Below are 25,711 nucleotides of genomic sequence, written 5' to 3'. Positions count from 1 at the left end.
CGTCAGGACGACGACCGCCGCAGGTGCGCGATCACCTCGCGGTTGACGGCGTCCGGAGCCTGCTGGTGGACCCAGTGACCGGCACCGTCCACCACCGCCGTGCGCAGGTCGGTGAACGCGCGCTCGCTCGTGTCCACGCGCATGAAGGTGGCGACGGGATCGGCGCTGCCGGTGAGGAAGAGCGACGGGCGCCGGATGACGTGGTCGGGGCGGGTGCGCGCGTGCCGCCAGTTGTCGTCGATGTTGCGGTAGTAGCGCAGGCCGCCCGCGAAGCCCGTGTGGCGGAAGTGGGCGACGTACTCCGCGAAGACCTCCGGGGGCAGCCAGTCCGGCGGCGGAACCTCCTGCGGCCCGTCGAGCAGCTCGAACCGGTCGCGGAAGATCGTCGCCAGCGTGCGCTCCACGTCGCGCTCCAGCGCCGCCTCGGCGACGCCGGGCTCCTGGAACCGGACCTGGTAGAAGTCCTCCCCCAGGCGGGCGCGCAGGATCTCGACGGGCGGCGCGGGCGCCGGGAGCACGTGGGGCACGCTGAGGCCGGTCAGCGACGCCACCGCCTCCGGGTGGTCGATGCCCACCTGCCAGATGCTCGCCGCACCCCAGTCGTGGCCGACGAAGTGCGCCCTCGGCACGCCCTCGTGCTCCAGCAGGCCCACGAGGTCGCGGGCGACCTCGCGCAGGGCGTACGCGGAGCGGTCTGCGGGCCGCGCGCTGCGGCCGTACCCGCGCATGTCGAGCGTGAGGACCCGGAAACCGGCGGCGACCAGCGCGGGCACCTGGTGCCGCCAGGTGATCGCGAGATCCGGGAAGCCGTGCACGAGCACGACGAGCGGACCGTCGCCCTGCACCGACACCGCGAGGTCGATCCCGTTGACGCGCCAGGCGCGGGGTGTGCTGGTCATGCGCGCTGCCGTCCGGACGCTCCAGGCCACGGACCCACCGTGTTGCACATTCGGAATTGTAACATCTCCGGTCCTCTCGATAGGCTCCGCGGCGTGCCGGACCGCACCGACCGCAGGGGCCCGCAGCCGCGGGGACGCGAGGCGGCCGTGCAGCTGGCGCGCCGGCACTTCCTGGCCGGCAAGCGGATCGAGATGAAGGACATCGCCGACGAGCTCGGGGTCAGCCGGATGACCCTCAACCGATGGGTCGGCAGCCGCGACAGGCTCCTCGGCGAGGTGAACTGGTCGCTCGCGCGCCCCACGTTGGAGCTCGCCCGGAAGAAGGCGGGCGGCTCCGGGGTGGAGGCCGTGGCCAGGACGCTGCAGCACTTCATCGCCGCCGTGCTCGCGGCGCCGTTCATGCAGACCTTCCTGCGCCGGGAAGGCGAGATCGCCCTGCGGATCCTCACCACCCGCAGCAGCGACACCCAGGCCAACTTCATCGCCCACGTGCGGGCGCTGCTCGAGGAGGAGCTGCCGGGCATCGACGTCGGGATGCCGCTCGACGACCTGGCCTACCTGCTCGTCCGCATCGCCGAGTCGTTCTGCTACGTCGACCTGATCACCGGCGACACGCCGGACGCGAGCAAGGTCGGGCCCGCGGTGCGGCTGTTGCTGTCCGGCGCCCGTCGCTGAACTCATGAGAGCTCCCGCTTGAGGATCTTGCCGGTGGACGTCATCGGCAGTGCGGTCCGCAGCTCGACGATCCGCGGGTACTTGTAGGCCGCGAGCTGCCGCCGTCCCCAGGCGACCAGGTCGTCGGGCCGGAGGGACCCGTGGCCTTCCGCTGGCACGACGACCGCCTTGACCTCCTGCCCGTGCGACTCGTGCGGCACGCCGATCACGGCCACCAGGGACACCGCCGGGTGCTCCATGAAGACCTCCTCGATCTCGCGCGGGTACACGTTGTAGCCGCCGCGGATGATCAGTTCCTTGGACCTCCCGACGATGTGGAAGAAGCCGTCGGCGTCCTTGCGGGCGAGGTCGCCGGTGCGCAGCCAGCCGTCGCGGATCACCTCGGCGGTGGCCTCGGGCCGCTCGTAGTACCCCTTCATGACGTTGTGGCCACGGATCACGATCTCGCCCACGGCCTCGGGGTCGTCCGGCAGCGGCGTCCAGTCGCCGGCGATCAGCGCCATCTCGACGCCCTCGACGGGGCGGCCCACGGACCCCGCGCGGACGGGCTCGCCGAACCGGGTGTGGGCGGCCATCGGCGAGGTCTCGGTCAACCCGTAGCCCTCGAGGACGGCCGTGCCGAAGCGTTCCCAGAACTCCTGGTGGATCTCGATCGGCAGCGCCGACCCGCCGGACGCCGCGACGCGCAGCTGCCCGTGCAGGCGCTGCGCGTCCGGTACGCCGTCGAACGCCCGCAGCAGGCCCCAGAACATCGTGGGCACCCCGGCGAAGATCGTGACGCGTTCGTCGATCATCGTGCGGAGCGCCTCGGCGGCGTCGAACCGGCCCGTCATCACCACGGTGCACCCGAACACCGTCGACGCGTTCTGCACGCAGGTCTGCCCGAGCGAGTGGAACAGGGGCGCGACGAGCAGGTGGATGTCCGGGCGGGCGGGATCCAGCTCGTAGACCGCCCCGGCCGCCCGGGCGTTGAGCAGCAGGTTGCGATGGGTGAGCTCGGCGCCCTTCGGCTGTCCCGTCGTGCCGGAGGTGTAGATGACGACGGCGGTGTCCTCGTCGTCCCGGGCGACGGTGCCGACGTGCACGGGGTCCGCGAGCGGCTCGCCGCACCACGTCGTCCGGCCCGCGTCGTCGACGCCGAGGGTCCGGATTCGCCCACCGGCCTCACGGGCCGCCGCGAGGAGGCCGGGGTCGTCGTGCACGAGGTGGGCGACGGCGTCGGAGTCGTCGAGGTGGTAGGCGATCTCCCGGGGCCGCAGCATGACGTTGAGCGGCACCACCACGGCGCCCGCCCGCAGGATCGCGAAGTAGGCGATCGTGAACTCCGGGACGTTCGGGCACGACAGGGCGACCGCGTCGCCCGGCGCGACCCCGGAGTTCACCAGCTGCCGCGCCAGCGCGGCCGCACGCCGTGCGACCTCCGCGAAGCTCAGCCGGCGGTCACCCGCGACGAGGAACTCCCGGTCGCCGAACCGCTCCGCGGCGGCGTCCAGGACGGTGGCCAGGTTGGTCACCGCGTCACCCCCCGTGCCGCGCGAGGAAGTCGCGGAGGGGACCGGCCAGCGCCTCGGGCCGCTCCTGCGGCACCATGTGGCCCTCGCCCTCGAGGCGCACCACGGTGGCGTCCGGCAGCAACTGCGCCTGCGACACCTGGTGGTGCTCCGGCTCCGTGCCGTCGAGCGTGGGCACGAGGAACAGCCACGGCTGCGTCAGGTGCGGCAGGAGCTCGGCCGAGTCGTCCCGGTAGAACTCGGTGGCCGTGATGGGGACGATGACCTCGCGCGGGACGAGCGCGCCCGACCGGCCGCACTCCGCCACGAGCGGGTCATCGGGGGCCGTGTGGACGAACAGCCCCGCGAGCGCCGCGGCGAGCGCATCGGCGTCGCCGGCGAGGCCGATGAGGGAGCCGACGTCGGCGCGCGTCTCGTCGAGCTTGCCGGTGACGGGGATCCCGGCGATGCTCACGCCCGCCCGGACCACGCCGGGGTGGCGGGCGGCGAGCCGGACCCCGTTCGCGCCGCCCATCGAGTGGCCGACGTAGAAGAAGGATTCGAGCCCGGCCGCGGTGGCCACCGCCCACAGGTCGTCGGCCATCCGGGTCAGCGTGGGCACGGCCGTGCCCGCCGCGGACCGGCCGTGTCCCCGCGTGTCCGGGATGACGTGCCGGTACCCCGGCAGCAGCGCCAGCAGGTGCGCGTACAGCGGCGTGGACATCAGGAACCCCTGACCCCACAGGATCGCGGGCGCACCGGACGGGCCCGGGACGTCCTCGTAGTAGATGGCCGTGTGGTCCACGTCGACGGTGGGCACATCCAGCTCCTCTCCCACGTTACGTATTCAGATACGTAACGTAGCGCGGGCCCCGGAGAAGTCAACCGGCCGCAGGAAGGTCGACCAGCTCGGCCAGCCGCGCGCGGTGCGCACCGGGCGTGCCGAACGCGATCTGGTCGGCCTTGGCGCGCTTGAGGTACAGGTGCGCCGGGTGCTCCCAGGTCATGCCGATGCCGCCGTGCAGCTGGACGGCCTCCTCGGCGGCGGTCACCGCGAGGTCGCTGCAGTAGGCCTGCGCGACGGCGACGGCGAGCTCGACGTCCGGATCGTCCGCCGCCAATGCCGCGGCGGCGTGACGGGCCGCGGCGTTCGCCCCGTCCACCGCGGTGGCGAGGTCGGCGAGGCGGTGCTTGAGGGCCTGGAAACCACCGACGACGCGCCCGAACTGCTTGCGCTGCATCAGGTAGCCGATGGTCTCCTCCAGGCACCACCGCGCGACGCCGAGCTGCTCGGAGGCGAGCAGGGCCGCGCCCGTCAGCAGGGCCCGGCGGATCGCGGGCTCGGCGCCCGCGACGACCGGGGTGCCGGCGACGCCGTCGAGGTGGACGTCGGCCAGCTGCCGCGCCATGTCGAGGGAGACGACCGGGTCGCGGGTGGTGTCCGTGGCGGTCACCGCGTACAGCGCGAGGCCGTCGGCGGTGCCTGCGGGCACGAGCAGGACGTCGGCCTCCAGGGCGCCGGCCACACTGGTGACCGTGCCGGTGAGCCGGCCGTCGGCGGCCCGCACCGCGGGCAGCGCGCCGTACGGGGTGGTGGACAGCGGCACGGCGAGCGCCGCCGTGCGCTCCCCCGCGGCGAGCTGCGCGAGCAGCCCGCCGGCCGTGTCCGCCGACGCCGTGTCCGCCAGCGCCGTGGCCGCCACGACCGCGCTGGTGAGAAACGGCACCGGCGCCATCGCGCGCCCCAGCTCCTCCAGCACCACGGCGGCCTCACGGGCCGTGGCGCCCGCTCCCCCGCGCGCCTCGGGCACCAGCAGCCCGGCCAGGCCGAGGTCCGTGGCGATCGCCTTCCACAGGGGCGCCACGAGCGAGCGGTCGCCGTCGTAGAGGGCGATCACCGCGCCCGGGTCGCACCGGTCGGCGAGCAGGCCGCGCACCGAGGACCGCAGGTCGTCCTCGACGTCGGTGTAGAGCAGGTCCAGTTCGCTCACTTGGCCTGATCCTTCCAGGGGACGTCCTTGTCGACGCGCGGCTCGGGCGGGAGGCCGAGCACGCGCTCGGCGACGATGTTGCGCAGGATCTCCGAGGTGCCGCCCTCGATGGAGTTGCCCTTGGAGCGCAGGTACCGGTAGCCGGCGTCGCGGCCGGTGAACTCAACCCGCTCGGGCCGCACCATGGTCCAGTCCGAGTAGCGCAGCCCCTGCTCGCCGAGCAGCTCCAGCTCGAGCCCGGACAGCTGCTGGTTCAGCCGGGCGAAGGTCAGCTTCATCGCCGCCCCCTCCGGACCGGGCCGGCCCTGGGCGAGCTTCTGGCGCAGCCGCAGCCCGGTGAGCCGGGCGACCTCCGCGTCCACCCACAACCGCAGCAGCCGGTCGTGCAGCTCCGGGGTGCGCCGTTCGGGGTGCTCCCGCCAGGTCTGCGCGACCAGGCCGACCATCCCGCCCTCACGCGGGGCGGCCCGGCCGCCGATGGCCACGCGCTCGGTGTTCAGCGTCGCGGTGGCCACGGCCCAGCCCTGGCCGACGGCGCCGAGCCGGTGGGCGTCCGGGATCCGCACGTCGGTGAGGAAGACCTCGTTGAACTCCGCCTCACCGGTGATCTGCCGCAGCGGCCGGACGTCCACCCCCGGGTCGGTCATGTCGCACAGGAAGTAGGTGAGGCCGCGGTGCTTGGGAACGTCCGGGTCGGTGCGGGCCACCAGGATCGCGAACCGGGCGAGGTGGGCGCTGGACGTCCACACCTTCTGGCCGTTCACCACCCACCCGTCGCCGTCGCGCACCGCGCGGGTGGCGAGCGCGGCGAGGTCGGACCCCGCGCCGGGCTCGCTGAACAGCTGGCACCAGATCTCCTCGCCGGTCCACAGCGGGCGCAGGAAGCGTCGCTTCTGCTCCTCGGTGCCGAACGCGAGGATGGTGGGCGCCGCCATCCCGAGACCGATGACGTTGGAGTGCGGGTTGTTGTCGGGTGCACCCGCCGCCGCGAACTGCTCGTCCACCGCCAGCTGCCACGCCTGCGGCAGCCCCAGCCCGCCGTGGCCCTCCGGGAAGTGCACCCAGGCCAGCCCGGCGTCGTAGCGGGCGCGCAGGAACGCGAGCCGCTCGGTGGTGGCGGGGTCGTGCTCGGCGAGGAACCGCTCGACGCGCTCCCGCAGCTCGGCGGGGCCGGCCGGGGGTGTCATCGGGCCTCGCTCCGCGCGGTGGCCTGGCGGCGCAGCTCGGCGCGGGCCAGCGCGTTCTTGTGGGTCTCGTCCGGGCCGTCGGCGAAGCGCAGGGTGCGGATGCCGGCGTAGGCGTTGGCCAGCGGGAAGTCCTGCGACAGGCCGCCCGCCCCGTGCACCTGGATCGCCTTGTCGAGGATCCACTGCACGGTGGCCGGGGTGGCGATCTTGATGGACTGGATCTCGGTGTGGGCGCCCTTGTTGCCGACGGTGTCCATCAGCCAGGCGGTCTTCAGCACGAGCAGCCGCAGCTGCTCGACCCGCACCCGGGACTCCGCGATCCAGTCGCGGATCACGCCCTGGTCGGCGAGCGGCTTGCCGAACGCGACCCGGGCCTCGGCGCGGGCGCACATCAGCTCGATCGCCCGCTCGGCCACGCCGATGGAGCGCATGCAGTGGTGGATCCGGCCCGGCCCCAGGCGGGCCTGCGCGATCGCGAACCCGTCGCCCTCGCCGCCGATGAGGTTCTCGGCCGGCACCCGCACGTCGGTGAAGATCAGCTCGGCGTGGCCGCCGTGGTCCTGGTCGTCGTAACCGAACACCTCCATGCCCCGCACGACCGCCACCCCCGGCGTGTCGCGCGGCACGAGGACCATCGACTGCTGGCGGTGTCGCTCGGCGCCCGGGTCGGTCTTGCCCATCACGATGAGGATCCGGGCGTTGGGGTTCATCGCCCCGGTGATCCACCACTTGCGCCCGTTGACGACGTAGTGGTCGCCGTCGCGCTCGATGCGGGTGGCGATGTTGGTGGCGTCCGAGGAGGCCACCGCCGGTTCGGTCATCGCGAACGACGAGCGGATCTCGCCGTCGAGCAGCGGCTCCAGCCACTCCTTGCGCTGCGCCTCCGTGCCGAACATCGACAGCACTTCCATGTTGCCGGTGTCCGGGGCCGAGCAGTTCAGCGCGGCCGGCGCGAGGTGGAGGCTGCGGCCGGTGATCTCGGCCAGCGGGGCGTACTGGAGGTTGGTGAGCCCCGCGCCGTGGTCACCGGGCAGGAACAGGTTCCACAGCCCGCGCCGGCGGGCCTCGGCGCGCAGCTCGGCCAGCACCGGCACCGAGTCCCACGCCCACCTGTTCTCCAGCGCCTGCAGCTGCTCGTGGAACACCGGCTCGGCCGGGTACACGTGGCTTTCCATGAAGTCCAGCAGCCGGGCCCGCAGGTCCTCGGTGTGCGGATCGAAGGCGAAATCCATCAGCGGTGCTCCTTCAACGCGGTGTGGCCGGCGTCGAGCATGACGTGGATGGCGTCGCCGATCCGCTCGAAGCCCGGGCCGACGGTCTGGCCGTGCAGGTGGCGGTAGTGGATGCCCTCCAGGATCACGGCCAGCTTGAACGCCGCGAGCCCGAGGTGGAAGCCGAAATGCGAGAGATCCCGATCGCTGCTGGCCGTGTAGCGGGCGATGATCTCGTCCTCGGACGGGAACCCGGGCGCGGCGGCGACGTCGGTGACGGTGCTGCCCAGCCGGTGGTAGATCAGCATCAACGCGAGGTCGGCGAGCGGGTCGCCCAGCGTGGCCATCTCCCAGTCGAGTACGGCCACGATCGCGTCGGTGCCGGTGTCGGCCACCAGGACGTTGTCCAGCCGGAAGTCACCGTGCACGATCCCCGCGCCCGACTCCGGTGGCACATCCGCGGCGAGCCGGGCGTACAGCTCGTCGGCGGCGGGCAGGTCGCGGCTGCGGGAGGCGTCGAGCTGCTTCTTCCAGCGCCGCACCTGCCGCTCGAGGAAGCCGGCCGGACGCCCGAAGTCGCCCAGCCCGACCGCGTCCGGGTCGACCTCGTGCAGCGCGGCGAGCGTGTCGACAAGGCCGTCGGCGATGGCACGCGTGCGCTGCACACCGAGCTCGGCCAGCTCGGCGGCCCGCCGGTAGGGCCTGCCCTCCACCCACTCCATCACGTAGAACGGCGCGCCCAGCACGCTCTCGTCGCGGCACAGCGCGTAGGTGGCGGGCACCGGCACGGCGGTGTCGCGCAGCGCGGAGATCACCCGGTACTCGCGCGCCATGTCGTGCGCGGTGGCCAGCACGTGCCCCAGCGGCGGGCGGCGCACCACCCACCGGCCGGTGCCGTCGGTCACGAGGTAGGTCAGGTTCGACTTGCCCCCCGCCACCAGCTCCGCGGACAGCCGGTCCCCCGAGCCCGGCAGCGCCGTGCCCCACCACGCCCCGAGCCGGTCGAGGTCGAGACCGGGGGGCGCCGTCACGCCGTCGGCCCGCCCGCGACGTAGAGCACCTGGCCCGAGACGAACCCGGCGCCCTCGCTGGCGAAGAACGACACGGCGTGCGCGATGTCCTCCGGCAGGCCGGTGCGGGCCACCGGGATCTGCGCCGCCGCGCCCTTCTTGAACTCCTCGAACGGCACGCCGATCCGCTCGGCGGTGGCCGCGGTCATCTCGGTCTCGATGAACCCGGGGGCGATCGCGTTGACCGTGACGCCGAACTTGCCCAGCTCGATCGCGAGGGTCTTGGTGAAGCCCTGCAGCCCGGCCTTGGCCGCCGAGTAGTTGGCCTGGCCGCGGTTGCCCAGCGCCGACGTGCTGGACAGGTTCACGATCCGGCCCCAGCCCGCCTTGGTCATGTAGCCCTGCACGGCGCGCGACATCAGGAACGAGCCGCGCAGGTGCACGCCCATCACCGCGTCCCAGTCGTCGGCCGTCATCCGGAACAGCAGGTTGTCGCGGATGATCCCCGCGTTGTTGACCAGCACGGACGGCTCGCCCAGCTGCTCGGCCACCCGCTCGACGCCTGCCTGCACGGCGGCCTCGTCGGACACGTCGACGCCCACGGCGAGCGCCCGGCCACCGGCGCTCTCGATCGCCTCGACAACGGGCTTGCCCGCGGCCTCGTCCAGGTCGAGCACGGCCACGGCGAAGCCGTCGGCGGCCAGCCGCTTCGCGACGCCTGCGCCGATGCCGCGGGCGGCCCCGGTGACGACGGCGGTGCGGGTGGGGGTGGTGGTCATGCGATCGACTCCTCGGTGGGGTGGGGGTGGGCCATCAGACGCCTCCGGTCAGGGTGACCCCGCCGTCGACGACCACGAGCTGGCCGGTGATCCAGGCGGCGTCGGCGGAGAGCAGGAACGCCACGACGCCCGCGATGTCCTCGGGGACGCCGAGGCGCTTGAGCGGGTAGGCCGCGGCGGCCTCCTCCTCGCGGCCCTCGTACAGCGCGGTGGCGAACTTCGTCTTCACCACGGCGGGGGCGACGGCGTTGACCCGGATGTCCGGGCCGAGCTCGACGGCGAGCTCCTGCGTGATGTGGGTGAGCATCGCCTTGCTCGCGCCGTAGAAGCCGATCCCCGGGGCGGGCCGGATCCCGGCCACCGAGGACACGTTGACGACGGCGCCGCCGTGCTCACCCATCCACGCCCGGTGCACGTGCTGGGCCCAGGAGAGGGCGGCGAGGCAGTTGACCTCGACGATCTTGCGCGCGGCGCCGAGGTCCAGCTCGATCATCGGGCCGTAGACCGGGTTGATGCCGGTGTTGTTGACCAGGAGGTCGGCGCTGCCGAACGCCTCGACCGCCCGCTTGACGACCTCCGCCTGGTGGTCGGCGTCGTCGGCGCGCCCGGGGATCCCGAGCGCGTGCTCCGGGCCGCCCAGCTGCGCGACGGCGGCGTCGAGGGCCTCCTGCTTGCGGGCGGTGACCACCACGCGGGCGCCGTCGGCGACCAGACGTTCGGCGATGGACAGCCCGATGCCGCGGCTGGCGCCGGTGACGATCGCCGTGCGGCCCGCGAAGCGCCCCGTCACGAGAGGCGCTCCAGGACCATCGCCATGCCCTGGCCGCCGCCGACGCACATGGTCTCGAGCCCGTAGCGCTTGTCGTGCTGCTGCAGCGCGTGGATCAGAGTGGTGGTGATGCGGGCGCCCGTCATCCCGAACGGGTGCCCGACGGCGATCGCGCCGCCGTTGACGTTCAGCTTCTCCGGGTCGACGCCCAGCTCGCGGGCCGACGGGATGACCTGCGCCGCGAACGCCTCGTTGATCTCCACGAGGTCGATGTCGTCGATGGTGAGACCGGCCCGGGCGAGGGCCTGCCGCGACGCCTCGACCGGGCCGAGGCCCATGATCTCCGGGGACAGGCCGGTGACCCCGGTGCTGACGATCCGCGCCAGCGGCGTGATGCCCAGCTGCTCGGCCCGCGTGTCGGACATGATCACCAGCGCCGCGGCACCGTCGTTGAGCGGGCAGCAGTTGCCCGCCGTGACCGTGCCGTCGGGCCGGAACACCGGCTTGAGCGCGGCGACACCCTCCAGCGTGACGCCCGCGCGCGGGCCGTCGTCGGCCTCGACGACGGTGCCGTCGGGCAGGGTCACCGGCGTGATGTCGCGCGCCCAGAAGCCGTCGGCGATGGCCTTCTCGGCGCGGTTCTGCGAGCGCACCCCGAAGGCGTCCTGCTCCTCGCGGCTCACACCCATGAGCTGGGCGACGTTCTCCGCGGTCTGCCCCATCGCGATGTACACGTCGGGCAGCGCGCCGGCGGTGCGCGGATCCACCCAGGTGCCGCCGCGCGCGGCGAGCTCGGCCGTGTGGGCCTGCGCGTCGGCGAAGACGGGGTTCTCGGTGTCGGGGAGCCCGTCGGCGTTGCCCTTGGCGTACCGGCTGACCGTCTCGACGCCGGCCGAGATGAAGACGTCCCCCTCCCCCGCCTTGATCGCGTGCAGCGCCATGCGGGTGCTCTGCAGGCTCGACGAGCAGTAGCGGTTGACCGTGGTACCGGGCACCGTGTCCAGCCCGGCCAGCACGGCCACCACGCGGGCCATGTTGAAGCCGGACTCGCCCGCGGGCTGGCCGCAGCCCAGCACCAGGTCGTCGATCTCGGCCGGGTCGAGCTGCGGCACCTGCGCCAGCGCGGCCCGCACCATCTGCACGGTGAGGTCGTCCGGGCGCATCTGGGTGAGCGAGCCCTTGCCGGCCCGGCCGATGGGGGAACGGGCAGTGGCGACGATGACGGCTTCGGGCATCCGCACTCCTCGGTGAGTCGATTGGCGCGAGTTACTAAGCGCTTGCTTAACTGGAGCGTGCTACACGGCCACGGCACCCGTCAACAGCCACCGCAGCAGTGCGCGCGTTAACCACGTCACGGGACCGAAGGGGATAATCGGCCCGCGATGACCGACACGTCCGAGCTCAACCGCGCCGACGCCACCCGCGCTCGCCTCCTCGACGCGGCGATCGCCGCGTTCGCCGAGAAGGGTTTCCACGGCACCACCACGCGCGACGTCGCCGCGGCCGCCGGGATGAGCCCCGCAGCCCTCTACGTGCACCACCGCTCCAAGGAGGAGCTGCTCTACCTCATCTCGCGATCCGGCCACGAGGACACCCTGCGGCTCGTGCAGGACGCCATCGCCTCCACCGACGACCCGGCCGACGCGCTGCGCACGGTGATCCACGACTTCGCCGTCCACCACGCGCGGGTCCACTCCAGCGCCCGGATCGTGAACTACGAGCTCTCCGCGCTCACCCCCGAGCACCACGCCGAGATCCGCGACCTGCGCCGCCGCATCGAGACCGCCGTCCGCGAGCTCGTCGAACGCGGCGTCGCGGAGGGCGCCTTCCACACCCCCGACCCGCGCATGACCGCCATCGCCCTGCTCTCCCTGGGCATCGACATCGCCCGCTGGTACCGCGACGAGGGCCCCTTGAGCCCCGAGGACATCGCCGAGCACTACGCCGAGATGGCCCTGCGGATGGTCGGCGCCCGGTCTTGATCGCCGGCCGGGTGCGTTTCCCGACACCTGGCGTCGGGTTTTGCGCCAAACCGGTGATCATGCCCACCGGCGCCGCCGTCAGCGCACCACGCGGGGTTGCGCCGCAGGCCGGCGGGTCAGGTGTAGAGCGTGAACTCCGGGTGGGTGCCGTTGAGGAAGTGATCGCCCACCTCGCGCCGCTTGTAGGCGACCGGGTCGTGCAGCGTGTGGGTGCGGACGTTGCGCCAGAACCGGTCCAGGCCCACGGCGTTGCTCGTGGCCCGGGCGCCAGTCACCTCGAAGATCGTGTTCGTGACGTCGAGCGCGACGTCGGTGGCCACCACCTTGAGGGCGGCCACGTGCTCGGCGAGCTCACCGCGGGCGTCCCAGGTGAGCGCGTGGCCCGCGGCGTCGGCGCGGTCGAGGTGGTCGGCCACGGCGTCGACGAAGGCCTCGACCGCGCGCGTCGCGGCGACCAGCCGTCCGTAGGTGGCGAGGACGTACGGGTCGGCGGTGGCGCTCGGGCTGTCCGACAGCAGCCACGGGCGCGACGTGGACCGCGTGTAGTCGCGGGCGGTGGCGAGTGCGCCCTGAGCGATCCCCAGGTAGAACGCGCCGAACACGGCCTGGATCGCCGGGGTGACGAGCGAGGACCGCGGCGTGACCGCGTCCCCGCCGAGGCTGCCCAGCACCTGCTCGGGCGCGATCGCGACGTCGGTGAACGTCGCGCTCCCGCTGGCGGAGAGGCGCTGGCCGAGGTTGTCCCAGTCGCCCCCTGGCTCGACGCCGGCCGCGTCGCGCGGCACCGCCACGAGCAGCAGCTCACCGGTGCCCTCCACTACCCCGGAGACGACGGAGGCGTTCCCCGACGACACCCCGGTGGCGAAGCTCTTGCGCCCTGACAGCCGGTAGCCCTCGCCCGCGGGCACGAGCACGAGGTCGGGGTCCGTGGGGTTGACGGCGTCGCCCCACAGCCACTGCTCGCGGGCGGAGGCCGGGCCCCACCGCTCGAGCCCGCCGACCCACCAGAGGTTGGCGACGTTGACGTAGTGGTAGCCCAGCAGCTGGGCGATGGAGCCGTCGGCCACCGCGATCTCCCGCACCACCCGCAGCGCGGTGGACCAACCCAGCCCCGGCCCGCCGACGTGGGTGGGCAGCAGGAGCGCGGGGAGGCCCGCGTCGCGCAGCAGCTGCGCCTCGGCGAGCGGCTCGACGTTCGCCCGGTCGCGCTCCAGCGCGTCCTTCGCGAGGACGCCTGCGACGGAGCGGGCCACCTCGACGGCCGAGTCGGGAGTGAGCGTCATGGCGGTCCTCCTCACACGATCCCGCTCGGCGGCGGCGGGACGTCGTTGAGCGCGTGGTTGCCGATGTGGTGGATCTTCATCCGGAGCGGGTCGTGCAGCGTGTGGGTGCGGGCGTTGCGCCAGTGCCGGTGCAGGTTGAGCTCGTCGGCCGCGGCGCGGGCGCCGATCAGGGAGAAGACGTCGCTCGCCACGCCCACCGCCGCGCGGTCGGTCTCGGCGCGCGCCGCCGCCACGGCCACCGACGCCTCCGCCGCGGACGTGGGCGTCGGTTCCGCCCGGGCGGCGTCGAGCGCGTCGCCCGCCTCGTGCAGCAGGGCCGCGGCGCGGCGCACCCGCAGGGCGAGCTCGCCGAACTCCTGGACGATCAGCGGGTCGTCGGCCGGGCGGGCCACCGTGGACTCCATGCCCGGGCGCGCGATCCGGCGGACCAGGTCCTTGCCGTCGCGCAGCGCCGCACGCGCGATCCCGAGGTCGACGCCGGCGTGCAGGTAGTTGCCGAACGCGCCGAACACCTCGGGCCGCTCGAAGATCGTCCACACCGGCACCACCCACGCGGACGGGATCACGACCTGCTCGAACCGCACCGCGCCGCTCCCGGTGGTGCGCTGGCCCATCCCGCGCCAGTCGTCGACCACCGTGACGCCGGGGGTGTCGGCGGGCACCCAGGCCGCCACCGTCCGCCCGTCCGGGTCGGTGGCGTAGATCGGGATCCACGGCGCGAAGGGCGAGCCGGTGGCGTAGTACTTCGTGCCGTCGATGAGCACGTCGCCACCGGGGCGGGGCTCGAACCGGATCGCGAACTCCCCCGGCGTGCGGGTGCCGCGCTCGGACAGCGCGTTGCCGAAATGCCGCCCGGCGAGCACCTCGGCGAAGAAGAAGGCCTGCTGCGCGTCGTCGGCGGCCTCGCGCAGCACTTCCACGAAGAAGAAGTGGTTCTGCGGGATCTGCCCGACGCTGGCGTCCGCCTCGGCGAGCACGGCCATCAGCTCGCCCATCGTGCGGGCGGAGACGTCGGCGCCGCCGAACGCGCGGGGCACCGTCACGCCGAGCAGCCCGGACGCGGCGAGCGCCGCGACCTCGGCGCGCGGCAGCACGCGGCGCGCGTCGCGCTCGCTCTCGTCCGCGGCGAGGTCGTCCGCGAGGCCGCGGGCGACGGCCAGCGCCTGGTCGTCGTCGGCGATCACCGGGACCGCGGTCGTCGTCACGGGGCCACCGCCCGCGCCGCGAAGCGCGCCCCGGGGTGGTCGTCGCGCAGCCGCACCTGCCCCGGTCCGTACAGCTCCTCGCGCAGGGTCGTCCCCTCGTACCGCTCGGGCAGCAGGCCGCGGCGGCGCAGCTCGGGGACGACGAGCTCGACGATGTCCTCGAACGTGCCGGGCGTGATCGCGTAGGCGAGGTTGAACCCGTCGACGTCGGCGACCTCGACCCAGCGCTCCATCTCGTCCGCGACGGTCTGCGGGCTGCCGACCACGACCACCCCCATGCCGCCGATGCCGACCCACTCCGCGATGTCGCGGGGTGTCCAGTCGCGGTCCGGGTCGACGGTGGTGAACGCCTCCACCGCGCTGCGCACGGCCTCGGTCTCGGCGTACCGCAGCGGCTCGTCGGGGTCCATCGTGGACAGGTCGAGGCCGCTCCAGCCGCCGTAGAGGGTGAGCGCGCCCTCCAGGCTCACGTAGCGCAGGTACTCGTCGTACTTGGCGAGCGCCTCCTCGTCGGTGGGCGCGGTGATCACGGTCATGAGCGAGAAGAACTTGATCGAGCGGGGATCGCGGCCCAGCTCGGCGGCGAGCGCGCGGGTGGCGGCCACCGAGCGGCCGAGGATCTCGGGGCTGGTCGCCGTGGTGAAGATCCCCTCGGCGTGCGCTGCGGCGAACCGCCGACCGCGCGGCGACGCACCCGCCTGGAAGATCACCGGGCTGCGCTGCGGCGACGGCTCGGTGAGCCCGATGCCCGGCACGTCGAAGTAGCGGCCGTGGTGGCCGATCGGGTGCACCTTCGCCGGGTCGGCGTAGACGCCCGCCGCCTTGTCCAGCCGCACGGCGTCGTCCTCCCAGGAGCCCTCCCAGAGCTTGTAGACGACCTCCATGAACTCCTCGGCCACCTCGTAGCGCTCGTCGTGGGGCACCTGGTGCTCCAGGCCGAGGTTGCGCGCGGCCGACTCCAGGTAGGAGGTGACGACGTTCCAGGCGATGCGCCCGCGCGTGTAGTGGTCGAGGGTGGCGAACCGACGGGCGAACGCGTAGGGCTTCTCGTAGGTCAGCGACACGGTGACGCCGAAGCCGAGGTGCTCGGTGACCGCCGCCATCGCCGGCACGGCCAGCGTCGGGTCGCCCACCGGCACCTGCGCGCCGTCGCGCAGCGCGGTGTCGGGGCCCCCGCGGTAGACGTCGTAGACGCCGAGCACGTCGGCGATGAACAGGCTCGTGAAGCCGCCGCGCTCCAGCAACCGGGCCAGGTCGGTCCAGTAGCTCAGGTCGCGGTAGCGGTGGGACTGGTCGTCCGGGTGCCGCCACAGACCGGGGGCCTGGTGCCCGGCGCACGTCATGTCGAAGGCGTTGAGGTGGATCCGGCGAGTCAACGGACAGCTCCCTGGGAGAGACCGCCGACCAGCGCCCGCTGGGCGAGGACGGCGAGGACGTACACGGGCACGATCGCGACGAGTGAGGCCGCCGCCTGCTGCCCGAACTGGACGGTGCGGTCGCCCTGGAAGAGCGACAGGCCCACGGTGAGGGTCTGCGCCGACGGCGACTGGGCGAACGACACCGCGAAGAGGAACTCGTTGTAGGAGAGGAAGAAGCACACCAGCGACGCCGCGACCAGCCCCGGCACGATCAGCGGGAGCACGATCCGGCGCAGCCCGGCGGCGACGGACAGGCCGTCCACCCAGGCCGCCTCCTCCACCTCGGCGGGCACGCGGCGGACGAACCCGTCGAGCAGCCACACCGCCACCGGCACGTTGGCCAGGCCGTTGACCAGCGCGAGCCCCACCACCGAGTTGGTCAGCCCGACCGCCTTCAGCAGGAAGTACAGCGGCAGCACCGCCACGATCGGCGGGGCGCAGTAGGCGGCGAGCAGGGCCGAGTGCAGGCGCTTGCCGGAGCGGCCCGCGCGGGCGGTGACGTACGCGGTGGGCACGGCGATCAGCGCGGTGAGCACGGTGGCGCCGATCGCCACCACCCACGAGTTGACCAGCATCTGCGCGAGCGGCACGGTCTGGAACGCCGCGGGCCAGTTGTCCCAGCGCACCCGCTCGGGCAGCCAGCCGCCGTTCTGCACGTCGTCGACGCCACGCAGGGACAGCGACGCGAGGAACACCACCGGTGCCGTGGCCACGACCGCGGCGAGGCCGAGCACGCCGCGCGCGACGGCGGCCCTCATCGGTCCACCGCCCGGGCGACGAGGCCCGCAGCGCCCAGCACCACGCCGACGAGCAGGCCCAGCACGATCGTCTCGGCCGCGGCGGTGCCGACCTCGAAGCTGCCGCGGAACGCGGTGCGGAACACCTCGAAGCCCGCGACGATCGTCGCGACCCCGGGCCCGCCCGCGGTGACCACGGCGACCAGGTCGAACACCTTGAAGGCGATCACCAGCTGCAGCACGGCCGCGGCCACCACGGTCGGGGCCACGACCGGGCCCACCACCGACCGCAGGGTGCGCCACCAGCCGGCGCCGTCGAGCGCGGCGGCCTCCCACAGCTCGGCGGGCACCCCGATCAGGGCGGCATGGGCCAGCAACAGCACCAGCGGGGCCCACTGCCAGGCGTGGATCAGCACGAGGGTCAGGAACGCCCCGGTGCCGCTGCCAAGGGGGTTGAACGCGCCCCACAGTCCGGTGAGCCCGCCGCCGACCGGCGCGAGCAGCAGCTTCCACGCCACGCCCACCGACACCGGCGGGGTGACCATCGGCAGCAGCAGCACCGCCCCGAGCAGCCCGAACCGGCCGCCACGGGCGTGCAGCGCCAGCGCGCCCGCCACCCCGGCCGCCACCGCGATCGCGGTGGCCAGCACGGCGAACAGCGCCGAGCGCAGCAACGATCCGCCGAACGCCACGGATTCGGCCGCCGCCACGAAGTTCTCCAGGCCGGTGAAGGCGCGCAGCGGCCGGGCGAGGGACGAGTCGGTGACGGCGAGCGCGACGCCCGCCACCGCCGGGTAGAGGCCCGTGACCAGCAACGAGGCGAGCGCGGGCAGCGCGAGCCACAGCGGGACGCGCCGGCGCGCGCGGACCCGCTGCGCGGGAGGCGCCGCCGGCCGGACCGGCGGCCGGACCGCCGTCACCGTCATGCGAGCGCCCGCTCCCAGCTCGCCTGCGCGTTGGCCAGCGACTGCTGCGGCGTCTGGGTGCCCGCGATGGCGAGGGCCAGCTGGTCGACGAGGTCCTGCAGCAGCCGCGGCGCGTCCTTGCTCTTCGGCCACACCAGCGGGGAGCCCTCGAGGCCCGCCCGGATCACCTCGGTGGCCGGGGCGCTCACCCGCGCGTAGTCCGGCGACTCCAGCGTGCTGCGCCGGGCCGGGTCGATGCCCGAGCCCGCGGTGCTGGCGAGCAGCAGGTTGCGGGTGGGGTCGGTGGCCCACGTGACGAACGCGGCCGCCACGGCCGGGTCCGCCGCCGCGGTGGACACGCCCAGCCCGAAGCCCGCGTTGAGCGCCGTGCGGTGCTCGGTGTTGGTGCCGCCGACCGGCAACGGCACGACACCCCACTTGTCCACGATCTGCGAGCTCGCCGGGTCCTGCGCCTTGAGCCCCAGGTCGGTCCAGGTGTCGAGCATCGCGGCCTGCCCGGACAGGAACGCCGAGTTGGCCTGGTCGAACCCGATCTGCAACGGCGTCGGCAGCGCGTAGGGGCTGACGTCCACGAGGTGCTGCAGCGCTGCACGGGCCGCGTCGGAGGTGAGCGTCGGCGCACCGTCGGGCCCGATGAGCGCGCCGCCGTAGCCCGCGAGCCGGTTGATGAACGAGCAGCCCAGGATCATCGGCACCTGCTGGCCCTCGACCACGGCTCCGTAGACGGAGCCGCCGCTGCGCTCGGTGATCGTGCGTGCCGCCGCGTCGTACTCGTCCCACGTGGCCGGCGGCGCGAGGCCGTAGGTCTCGAAGACCTCGCGGTTGTAGTAGAGGACGTGCACGTCGCCGTCGAACGGCACGCCGTAGCGGCGGCCGTCCAGCAGCGTGTAGGCGTCGAGCACCGAAGGCAGGAAGTCGGCCGAGACGTCCGGCCCGAGCTGGTCGGTCAGGTCCACCAGCGCGCCCGCGTCGACCAGCGCGCCGAGACCGAAGTAGAAGTAGTCGAAGACGTCGAACTGCCCGGCGCCGCCCTGCACGTCGAGGATCTGCTGGCTCGTGAGCTGGTCGTACGGCACAGCCGTGGTCTCCAGCCTTCCGCCGAACTCGCGCTCGAACGCGGGCGCGAGCAGCTCGGTGAACGCCAGCACGTGCGGCTGGTTGACCATCGCGCGGATCGTCACGCCCGTGAGGTCGGCGGGCGCGCCGGCCGGCAGCGCGGTGGACGCACCGCCGTCACCGCAGGCGGCGAGCAACGGGCCGAGGCCGGCGACGGCGCCCGCACCGAGGGCGGAACGCAGCAGCAGACGACGGGACAGCGCGGGTGAGGGCATGCGGGACTCCGGGGGACGAGCAGGAGGGGTGGGGACGCGCGGGGCGGGGCCGGGCCTCAGGCCGGACAGACCGCCGCGCTCGTGCGGCAGAGGTCGAGGTGGTGACGGCGCACGAGCGCAGCGCCCATGCCGTCCTCCTCCGGGTCAGCCACCGATCCCCCGGGAACGGTAGAGAAACACGCTGCCCGTGATCAGTTCTCCAACGCTTTTGCGACGGACGTCACGTCGAATTGTCGGGACATGACCGACCTCCGTCCGGACATTGGGACAGAATTGTCCGGACCACTTTGCATTTTCCTCGTCGTCGTGCTGCTGTGGTGAACACCGCCGCTCCCCCGGAAGGCCGCCCATGAGTCCCCTGCGCACCGGTTTCCTCGCGTTCGTCGAGCACACCGGCGTCGACGGCACCCGTTCCGAGGGGCTGGAGGAGGGCTTCCGGCTCTTCCAGCGCGCCGAGCGGCTCGGCTACGACGCCGGCTGGGTGCGCACCCGGCACCTGGAGCCCTACCTGTCGGCGCCGCTGCCCTTCTTCGCCGCGCTGGCCCAGCGCACGGATCGGATCGCGTTCGGCACTTCGGTCGTGCCGATCCGCTACGAGAACCCGGTGCGGCTCGCCGAGGAGGCCGCCACCACCGACCTGCTCACCGGCGGCCGGCTGCACCTGGGACTCAGCGCGGGGTACGCCGACGGGGAGGCCCTGTTCGGCCCGGTCTTCGGGGCCACCGACCGCCCGTTCGACGACGAGGTCGACCTGCGGCTGCGTCGCTTCCTCTCCGCCGTCCGCGGCGAGACGCTCACGGTGACCGAGACCGACAGCCCCGTGGCGCCCGCCGGCACCGCGCTCACGGCCCAGCCGCTCAGCCCGACCCTGCCCGAGCGACTCTCCTACGGCGCCGGCCGCGTGGCCACCGCCGTCCGCACCGGCAGCCTCGGGCTGGGCCTGCAGCTGTCCACCCTCGCCACCGAGATCACCGACCTGAGCTTCGAGGAGTACCAGGCGAAGCAGATCGCCGAGTACCGCGCCGCACATCGCGCGGCGACCGGGCGCGACGGCACGGTCTCCGTCGGCCGGATGATCCTGCCCCTGCTCCGCGAGTCCGACCACGAGGACTACGCCTTCCTGCTCGAACGCGACCGCAAGCGCCAGGCCGCCCACGGCACCCCGGGCGCGCCCCCGCTGCACTTCGGCGTGGTGCACAGCGGCAGCCCCGAGCAGATCGTCGCCTCGCTCACCGCCGACGCCGCACTCGCCGCCGCCGACGAACTCGTCGTGGTGCTGCCGTTCGGGCACGCCCCCGCCGTGTCGCGGCGAATCCTCGACACGGTGGCCGACACGGTGCTGCCCGCGCTCGTCGAACGGCGCCCGTGAGCGCGGAGAATTCGTTCGCCGAATGTACGGTCATTCGTTCGTGGGCGCGGTCCAGCCGGTAGCTCGGATCCACTCGACCAGATCGAGGGTGGCCGGCTCGATCGAGCGCACCACCGGGAGGTCCGAAGGGTATTCCGCCGCCTCCGCGAACTGGCGGAACATCGCCTTGTCGAGGTCGTTGGGAAGTACGCTCAACGGGAGGGCCTCGTACCGTGCCGGGAGCCCGGCGCGCGCGCCGAACGCCGCGGCGATCTGGGGGCCCGTCAGCTCGTCGCCGACGAGCTCGACGGCTCCGCCGGGCACCTCCGCGGTGTCGAGCAGGAGCGCGGCGGCGACCCGGCCGATGTCCCTGATCGAGACCATCTTCAGGGCGACGTCCTCCGGCAGCGGCAGCCTCAGCACGATCTCCCCATGCTCCAGGCTCGGTGCCATCACGCTCGCGAAGTTCTCCATGAAGGCGGTCGGGCGAACCATCGTGACCCTCAGGCCGGACTTCCTCAGGTGCTCCTCGATCCAGTGCTTCGAGTCGTGGTGCGGCACACCCGACTCCCGGTCCGCTCCGAATACCGAGTTGAACACGACGTGCGGGACGCCCACCTCCACCGCCGCGTCGACGAGCGCGGTACCGATGCGGATCTCCGCCTCGACTTCTTCGAGGCTGTTCGCCTCCGGTGTCATGAAGTAGAACCCCTCGACCGTCGCCAGCGCGGCGGCCAGCGACGCCGGGTCGTCGGCCCGGATCGCCGCCGGCTCGACGCCGCGGGCGGCCAGCGCCTGAGCCCGGTCGGACTGCGGGTTGCGGACCAGAGCCCGCACCCGCGCCTCATGGTCCAGCAGCGCGTCGACCACCGCCCCGCCCTGTTGCCCCGTCGCGCCGAAGACCGCGATCGTGCCGGTCGTCCGTGTGCTCATCACTGCCATCCTCCACTAGTTCATGCCATGAACGAAACTAGTTCATGGCATGAACTTCGTCGAGGTGTGGGACCTCACGGTGTGCTGGGTTGGTTCGAGGTGGGTGGAGAGAGGTCCGAGGTGTCCACGATGGCGGTGGCCACGCGCTCGAAGTCGCGCTGGTCGTCGGCGTCGAGGTTCCTCGCGATCTCGGGCAGGCGCTTGACGATCTCGGCGTAAACGGCCTCGCCGAGCACCTTCCCCGTGGGCGTCGCACTGAGCATGACGACCCGTCGGTCCTGCGCCGAGCTCGCCCGGCCGACCAACTCGCGCCGCGCCGTGCGATCGACCAGCTGGCTCAATGCGTTCTTGGTCATACCCAACGACGCGGCGAGGTCAGCCATCTGCCGCGGCTCGTTCCTCACCGCGCAGAGCAGCGTGGCCTGCGAGGGGGTCAGGTCGAACTCGGCGCAGATCTCCGCGTACTTGCGTTGGATCAGAACCGAGAGCCAGAAGAGCTTGTCGCCATAGTCCACGCCGGCCTCCCGCGTCCGATGACGAACGATCAGCCTACTCACCAGGAGATGTCGCCGACTCCGGGTGATCCGCGGCGGTCAGCGCTGCAGGAACCTGCGCCGCGCCCGGAACGGCCCGAGCCCCGACCGCCACCACGGCAGCCACGCCGAGGGCCGGTGCAGGACGGCCTGCATCAGCGGACCCGAGTCGAAGTAGGAGTCCCGGCGCAGGATGGTGCCCGTCGGGGTGAGCCACAGCTTGTCGACCGCGCGGAAGTCCAGCGGCTTCCCGCCGAGGGTGGCGCTGAGCCGCAGCTCGATGAACAGGATGTCCTCGTGGCCCGCCCAGCTCACCACCACGCCGCGGAGGTCGGGGAGGAGCGTCACGAGGCGCTGGGCTTCGTCGTGCCAGGTGCTCCGGGTCGTGCCGGGCTGCAGGAGCGGCTGGTTGAGCTCGATGTGCTCTTCCATCAGGCCGTCCCACGCCTGCGGCGCGGGCGTCTCCCAGCCCCTGGCGAACGCGGCGACGACCCGCTCGTGGAGCGTCTGCCAGTTCGCGGGTGCGAGGTAATGGCGGATGTCATCCTCGGTGGTCAGCGCGTCCTCCTCAGGAGCCGGGGTCGGGCGAGTGAGGCGCGCCCGAACCTACCGCTTCCGCCGCGATATCTCGATCCATCTCGGCGGCGTGCCGGTCATCGCGGCGCGTCCGCCGGCGTGAGCACGACCACCGGGATCTCGCGGTCGGTCATGCGCGCGTACTCGTCGTAGAGCGGGAATATCTCGACCATCCGGGCCCAGAGCTCCGCGCGCTCGGCCCCGGTCGCCACGCGCGCCCGTGCGCTGAACCGGCGGGTGCCGACCTGCACCCCGACAGTGGGTTCCGCCTCGAGGTTCAGGAACCACGCCGGGTGCTCGGCGGCACCGCCCTTCGAGGCGACGACGACGTGGTCGTCCCCCGACGTGCCGTAGATCAGGGCGGTGCGCCGCGGCGTCCCGGTCCGGCGGCCGGTCGTGGCGAGTACGAGCGTGCGCACGCCGTTGTTCTCGTGACCTTCGGTGCCGCCCGAGGTGAGGTAGGTGCGGGTGTGCTCGGCGACCCAGTCCCACTGCGAGTCGGTGGCGCGGTCGAGGTCCTCAGCGGTGGCCATCGTGGCTCTCCTCCCAGTACGTGTGCCGTGGTCCACCCCGGGGACGGAGCCGGCGCGCCGGTCTCGACATCCCCGACCGGAATTTCTGAACCGAGGTCACCGACCAGGGAGACAACGCCCTCTGGTCGCGCGGTCGGCACCACGGCCGCCCGTGATCCAGCCGATCAGTACCACACCGTCCCGATACCGACCGGGACGTACTGCTCGGCTCGCTCTACGGCCGACAACCCGGCCCCGAGCAGCACACCAGCGCCGCCCGAAGACCTCCGCGTACTTCTCGGTCCGATCAACCCCCCGGGGGCGCGCCGAGCAGCACAGCGCTGTCCCACGACCGCCGGCGCTGCTCAGGTCGACCGGCCGCCCGTGACTCACCCGAGCAGCACACCGCGGTCGCCCGAAGACCTCCACGTACTGCTCGGCTCACTCAACCGCCGACAACCCGGCGAGCAGCACGCCACGGTCGCCCGAAGACCTGCCTGTACTGCTCGGGTCGTTCACCCACCGGCAACCCGGCCGAACAGCACACCACGGTCACCCGAGGACCCCCGCGTACTGCTCGACTCCCCCAACCGCGGACAACCGACCCGAGCAGCACACCACAGTCGGCCGAAGACTCCCCTTGTACTGCTCGGCGCGATCAGCCGCCGGCAACCCGGCCCGAGCAGTACGCCACGGCTCGCCGGCAACCTCTGCGTACTGATCATTCGCGATCGCCAGGAGGCGACCGCGTCAGCACCAGCGGGCCGCCGCGTCGGTGCGGCCTACTCGGCGACCTCCTGGCCGCCCGGCCGGGATACGACGGGGTCCGACGTCCAGAGCCCTCCGTGCACCGGGCACCGGGGGTCGACGCACGGGGCCTCCTCCAGCCCGGCCCGGTACGTCGCGTTCGCGAGGTCGGGGCACAGGCATCCCAGCGCGCGGGCCGCCTGCCCGCCCGGCGCCGTGTCCCCGTCGGGCGTCCCGGTGGCCGCTGCGGCCACGTCCGATTCCTGCTGGTCCGGCTGCCCGACCATGGGTCCCCCTCCCCAGCACGCCCCCGCATGCTCCCCGTGTGCGCGCGGCCCCGACCGCGCGCGAGTCAGGAAAGTACCGTGAACGCCGGGTAACGCAAATCCGGACGCCGCGCAGGCCGCCGGTCGGGGTCGAGCGCCACCCCGTGGTGGCGGCCCAGCCCGTCGATCTGCGCCCACACCAGGGTGGTCAGCCGGTCGGTCAGCTCGTCCCGGGTCACGGTCCGCTGCTCGAGCCACCACTCCGTGGTCTTCTGGACGAAGCCGATCACGCCGTGCGCCCACACCTCGACGACACCTGCGTCCAGGTCCAGTTGCGGCACGGCGTCGACGAGGACGGCCGCGAGGACCCGGGCGACGATCTCCTCAGCGGTCCGGGCGACGCCCGCACCGCCGTCGGGCGCGTGCCGCGTGAGGAGCCGGTAGACGTTCGGCGACTCGTCGGCGAACGCGAGGAACGCCCCGACCGACATCCGGATGCGGGGCAGCACCGCCACGTCGGCCTGCAGCGCGGGCACGATCCGCTCGAGCAGCATCGCCGTGGCCCGCTCGCCCATCGCGGCGACGAGACCGGCCCGGTCGGAGTAGTAGCGGTAGACGACGGGCTTGCTGATCCCCGCCCGGGCGGCCACCTGTTCGAGCCCGAACTCGGGGCCGGCCTCGGCGAGCACCTCGAGGGCGGCCCGCACGATCTGTTCGCGGCGCCGGACGCGGTGGGCGTCCCACCTGGTGCGACGCCCGTCCGCGGCGGAGGAGGCGACCGACGACCCGGCACCCCTCTCCGGCACTGCGCGACGCCTCCCGCCCGCTCCCGTGAATCCCCCGGGCGCGTGACGCAGATCGCACCCCGCCGGGACCACCGCGCGGCCAAGGTTACCGGCATGGGATTCATGGACAAGGCCAAGGAGCTGCTCGACCAGCACGACGACAAGGTCGACGCGGCCCTGGACAAGGCCGGGGAGCTGGCGAAGAGCCGGTTCGCCGGCCACGACGAGCAGATCGACACGGCCGTCGACAAGTTGCAGGAGATGACCGGCGGCGGGGACACCACCCGGGAGCCCGGTCCGCGCTGATCTCCGTGGGTGACCCCGGTCGCTCCGACGTATCAGCGACCCTCCGGCGCGCCTCGCAGCTGCGTGCAGGGGGGATCGGGATCGTCGTGGGGGCCGGGGGCCGTCCCGCTCGCAGTTCGGGTCAGCCGGCGGACGGTCGACGAACTGGGGCGGGACGGGATCGCCGAGCTGGCCGAGCACCTGTGGGCGGGCAACTGCCAGACCTGCGGGACGCCACTGGGTGCCGAGCGGCCCGCGCTGCTGGTGGACGACCTGATGGTGTCGGCCCTGGCGAGCCTGCACCACCCGCACTGCCTGCGCCCGGAGTGGAACGACGGCGGCGGGATCAGGATGACGTCCTCCGAGCTGGTCACCCACCTCACCCGCGCCTTGATGGTGCCGCTCCCGTTCGGCGGCACGGGCCGACCGGCCGAGCAGCGCCCGGCGCTGCTGGTCAACCCGGGCCTGGAGATGGTCATGCTGCGGCGCGGGGCCGACCGCCGCTGGCGGGTGGCCACGGTCGACCTCCACACCCACCACGGGCTGCACCCGGCCGACGCCCGGCTGCACCACCTCTCCCCCGACCGACCCGTCGCGGGCGTCCGCGCGCGCCTCACCGGCGCCGGATTGCGCGTCGAGCTGCCCCACGCCACGTGGACCGCCGCGGTCGAACCGGCCTTCGGCGCGGAGGTGCGCCGGTCCGCCGGGTTCCTGCTGGCCGTCACGACGATGCTGCGCCCCGACGGGCACGCACCCCTGCAGTCCCTGGTGGCCGCCGTGCGGGCCGGTCAGGTCGCGACGGGGTGGGTCGCGACAGCCTCCTAGACCGGGCC

The 25,711-nt window shown here is 73.2% G+C and carries 27 protein-coding genes; 5 read left to right on the top strand and 22 right to left on the bottom strand.

From position 1 onward, the window contains the following. Positions 1-2: 2 nt before the first annotated feature. Entirely contained in the window at positions 3-899 is an 897-nt protein-coding gene (locus ACFPL3_RS28855; protein ID WP_343943470.1) for an alpha/beta fold hydrolase, read from the bottom strand. Positions 900-992: 93 nt separating this feature from the next. Here ACFPL3_RS28855 and ACFPL3_RS28850 point away from each other — a divergent pair, with 93 nt between their 5' ends. Beyond that, on the top strand, positions 993-1,574 hold the full coding sequence (locus tag ACFPL3_RS28850) for a QsdR family transcriptional regulator (RefSeq protein ID WP_343943469.1): 582 nt from the start codon (positions 993-995) through the stop codon (positions 1,572-1,574). Positions 1,575-1,576: 2 nt separating this feature from the next. Here the strand turns inward: ACFPL3_RS28850 and ACFPL3_RS28845 are convergent, their stop codons facing one another. The 9 genes from ACFPL3_RS28845 to ACFPL3_RS28805 form a co-directional block, all read right to left on the bottom strand. After that, positions 1,577-3,088, bottom strand: coding sequence for a long-chain-fatty-acid--CoA ligase (locus ACFPL3_RS28845; RefSeq protein ID WP_343943468.1), 1,512 nt, complete (start codon positions 3,086-3,088; stop codon positions 1,577-1,579). Between the two features lie 4 nt (positions 3,089-3,092). Further along, positions 3,093-3,884: an alpha/beta fold hydrolase gene (locus ACFPL3_RS28840; RefSeq protein WP_343943467.1), complete on the bottom strand. Its 792-nt coding sequence runs from the start codon at positions 3,882-3,884 to the stop codon at positions 3,093-3,095. Positions 3,885-3,945: 61 nt separating this feature from the next. Beyond that, on the bottom strand, positions 3,946-5,055 hold the full coding sequence (locus ACFPL3_RS28835) for an acyl-CoA dehydrogenase family protein (protein ID WP_379589745.1): 1,110 nt from the start codon (positions 5,053-5,055) through the stop codon (positions 3,946-3,948). After that, a complete protein-coding gene (locus ACFPL3_RS28830; protein ID WP_343943465.1) occupies positions 5,052-6,242 on the bottom strand; it encodes an acyl-CoA dehydrogenase family protein in 1,191 nt (396 codons plus the stop codon). Before ACFPL3_RS28830 ends, ACFPL3_RS28835 begins: the two co-directional genes overlap by 4 nt. Beyond that, positions 6,239-7,474, bottom strand: coding sequence for an acyl-CoA dehydrogenase family protein (locus tag ACFPL3_RS28825; protein ID WP_343943464.1), 1,236 nt, complete (start codon positions 7,472-7,474; stop codon positions 6,239-6,241). The genes ACFPL3_RS28830 and ACFPL3_RS28825 overlap by 4 nt, the downstream gene beginning before the upstream one ends. Continuing rightward, positions 7,474-8,484 (bottom strand): phosphotransferase family protein, encoded by a 1,011-nt coding sequence (locus ACFPL3_RS28820; RefSeq protein ID WP_343943463.1) that lies wholly within the window; start codon positions 8,482-8,484, stop codon positions 7,474-7,476. The genes ACFPL3_RS28825 and ACFPL3_RS28820 overlap by 1 nt, the downstream gene beginning before the upstream one ends. Then, positions 8,481-9,242 (bottom strand): 3-oxoacyl-ACP reductase FabG, encoded by a 762-nt coding sequence (gene fabG, locus ACFPL3_RS28815; RefSeq protein ID WP_343943462.1) that lies wholly within the window; start codon positions 9,240-9,242, stop codon positions 8,481-8,483. The genes ACFPL3_RS28820 and fabG overlap by 4 nt, the downstream gene beginning before the upstream one ends. Before the next feature lie 34 nt (positions 9,243-9,276). Further along, positions 9,277-10,032: an SDR family oxidoreductase gene (locus ACFPL3_RS28810; protein ID WP_343943461.1), complete on the bottom strand. Its 756-nt coding sequence runs from the start codon at positions 10,030-10,032 to the stop codon at positions 9,277-9,279. Next, on the bottom strand, positions 10,029-11,246 hold the full coding sequence (locus tag ACFPL3_RS28805; protein WP_343943460.1) for an acetyl-CoA C-acetyltransferase: 1,218 nt from the start codon (positions 11,244-11,246) through the stop codon (positions 10,029-10,031). Before ACFPL3_RS28805 ends, ACFPL3_RS28810 begins: the two co-directional genes overlap by 4 nt. A 147-nt stretch (positions 11,247-11,393) precedes the next feature. Between ACFPL3_RS28805 and ACFPL3_RS28800 the strand changes: the two genes are divergently transcribed. Continuing rightward, entirely contained in the window at positions 11,394-11,993 is a 600-nt protein-coding gene (locus tag ACFPL3_RS28800; protein ID WP_343943459.1) for a TetR-type transcription factor C-terminal domain-containing protein, read from the top strand. A 116-nt stretch (positions 11,994-12,109) separates the two neighbouring features. On the opposite strand, the gene ACFPL3_RS28795 is transcribed toward ACFPL3_RS28800, so the two are convergent. The 6 genes from ACFPL3_RS28795 to ACFPL3_RS28770 are packed head-to-tail and all read right to left on the bottom strand — an operon-like array spanning position 12,110 to position 18,893. Continuing rightward, positions 12,110-13,276: an acyl-CoA dehydrogenase family protein gene (locus ACFPL3_RS28795; protein WP_343943458.1), complete on the bottom strand. Its 1,167-nt coding sequence runs from the start codon at positions 13,274-13,276 to the stop codon at positions 12,110-12,112. A gap of 11 nt (positions 13,277-13,287) precedes the next feature. Then, positions 13,288-14,481, bottom strand: a complete 1,194-nt coding sequence (locus ACFPL3_RS28790; protein ID WP_379589744.1) for an SfnB family sulfur acquisition oxidoreductase — start codon at positions 14,479-14,481, stop codon at positions 13,288-13,290. Then, complete coding sequence (locus tag ACFPL3_RS28785; protein ID WP_343943456.1) at positions 14,478-15,857, bottom strand: LLM class flavin-dependent oxidoreductase; 1,380 nt, start codon at positions 15,855-15,857, stop codon at positions 14,478-14,480. Before ACFPL3_RS28785 ends, ACFPL3_RS28790 begins: the two co-directional genes overlap by 4 nt. Next, positions 15,854-16,657 carry a carbohydrate ABC transporter permease gene (locus ACFPL3_RS28780; protein ID WP_343943455.1) on the bottom strand — a complete coding sequence of 268 codons (804 nt, stop codon included), beginning with the start codon at positions 16,655-16,657 and terminating at the stop codon, positions 15,854-15,856. The genes ACFPL3_RS28785 and ACFPL3_RS28780 overlap by 4 nt, the downstream gene beginning before the upstream one ends. Further along, positions 16,654-17,562: a carbohydrate ABC transporter permease gene (locus ACFPL3_RS28775; protein WP_379589743.1), complete on the bottom strand. Its 909-nt coding sequence runs from the start codon at positions 17,560-17,562 to the stop codon at positions 16,654-16,656. The genes ACFPL3_RS28780 and ACFPL3_RS28775 overlap by 4 nt, the downstream gene beginning before the upstream one ends. After that, a complete protein-coding gene (locus tag ACFPL3_RS28770; protein ID WP_343945444.1) occupies positions 17,559-18,893 on the bottom strand; it encodes an ABC transporter substrate-binding protein in 1,335 nt (444 codons plus the stop codon). Before ACFPL3_RS28770 ends, ACFPL3_RS28775 begins: the two co-directional genes overlap by 4 nt. A gap of 349 nt (positions 18,894-19,242) precedes the next feature. Here ACFPL3_RS28770 and ACFPL3_RS28765 point away from each other — a divergent pair, with 349 nt between their 5' ends. Then, complete coding sequence (locus ACFPL3_RS28765; protein WP_343945445.1) at positions 19,243-20,262, top strand: LLM class flavin-dependent oxidoreductase; 1,020 nt, start codon at positions 19,243-19,245, stop codon at positions 20,260-20,262. 30 nt (positions 20,263-20,292) lie between these two features. Here the strand turns inward: ACFPL3_RS28765 and ACFPL3_RS28760 are convergent, their stop codons facing one another. The 6 genes from ACFPL3_RS28760 to ACFPL3_RS28735 all read right to left on the bottom strand — a co-directional run bounded on the left by ACFPL3_RS28760 (position 20,293) and on the right by ACFPL3_RS28735 (position 24,614). Further along, positions 20,293-21,174 (bottom strand): NmrA/HSCARG family protein, encoded by an 882-nt coding sequence (locus ACFPL3_RS28760; protein WP_343945446.1) that lies wholly within the window; start codon positions 21,172-21,174, stop codon positions 20,293-20,295. A 74-nt stretch (positions 21,175-21,248) separates the two neighbouring features. Further along, a complete protein-coding gene (locus ACFPL3_RS28755) occupies positions 21,249-21,689 on the bottom strand; it encodes a MarR family winged helix-turn-helix transcriptional regulator (RefSeq protein WP_343945447.1) in 441 nt (146 codons plus the stop codon). A gap of 78 nt (positions 21,690-21,767) precedes the next feature. Further along, positions 21,768-22,139 (bottom strand): nuclear transport factor 2 family protein, encoded by a 372-nt coding sequence (locus ACFPL3_RS28750; protein ID WP_343945448.1) that lies wholly within the window; start codon positions 22,137-22,139, stop codon positions 21,768-21,770. 221 nt (positions 22,140-22,360) lie between these two features. Beyond that, on the bottom strand, positions 22,361-22,816 hold the full coding sequence (locus ACFPL3_RS28745) for a nitroreductase family deazaflavin-dependent oxidoreductase (RefSeq protein ID WP_343945449.1): 456 nt from the start codon (positions 22,814-22,816) through the stop codon (positions 22,361-22,363). 761 nt (positions 22,817-23,577) lie between these two features. Then, a complete protein-coding gene (locus tag ACFPL3_RS28740) occupies positions 23,578-23,829 on the bottom strand; it encodes a hypothetical protein (RefSeq protein ID WP_343945450.1) in 252 nt (83 codons plus the stop codon). 65 nt (positions 23,830-23,894) lie between these two features. Then, positions 23,895-24,614: a TetR/AcrR family transcriptional regulator gene (locus ACFPL3_RS28735; RefSeq protein WP_343945451.1), complete on the bottom strand. Its 720-nt coding sequence runs from the start codon at positions 24,612-24,614 to the stop codon at positions 23,895-23,897. A 93-nt stretch (positions 24,615-24,707) separates the two neighbouring features. Between ACFPL3_RS28735 and ACFPL3_RS28730 the strand changes: the two genes are divergently transcribed. Both ACFPL3_RS28730 and ACFPL3_RS28725 read left to right on the top strand, forming a co-directional pair. Next, the gene (locus ACFPL3_RS28730) at positions 24,708-24,899 is read left to right on the top strand and encodes an antitoxin (RefSeq protein WP_343945452.1); all 192 of its coding nucleotides are present in this window, start codon (positions 24,708-24,710) and stop codon (positions 24,897-24,899) included. Positions 24,900-24,962: 63 nt separating this feature from the next. After that, positions 24,963-25,703 carry a hypothetical protein gene (locus ACFPL3_RS28725; protein WP_343945453.1) on the top strand — a complete coding sequence of 247 codons (741 nt, stop codon included), beginning with the start codon at positions 24,963-24,965 and terminating at the stop codon, positions 25,701-25,703. The last annotated feature ends 8 nt before the right edge of the window (positions 25,704-25,711 follow it).

Origin of the sequence: Pseudonocardia zijingensis (genome assembly GCF_042657305.1) — a bacterium.
Taxonomy (GTDB): Bacteria; Actinomycetota; Actinomycetes; order Mycobacteriales; family Pseudonocardiaceae; genus Pseudonocardia; species Pseudonocardia zijingensis.
This window is presented reverse-complemented; position numbering and strand designations above follow the sequence as displayed.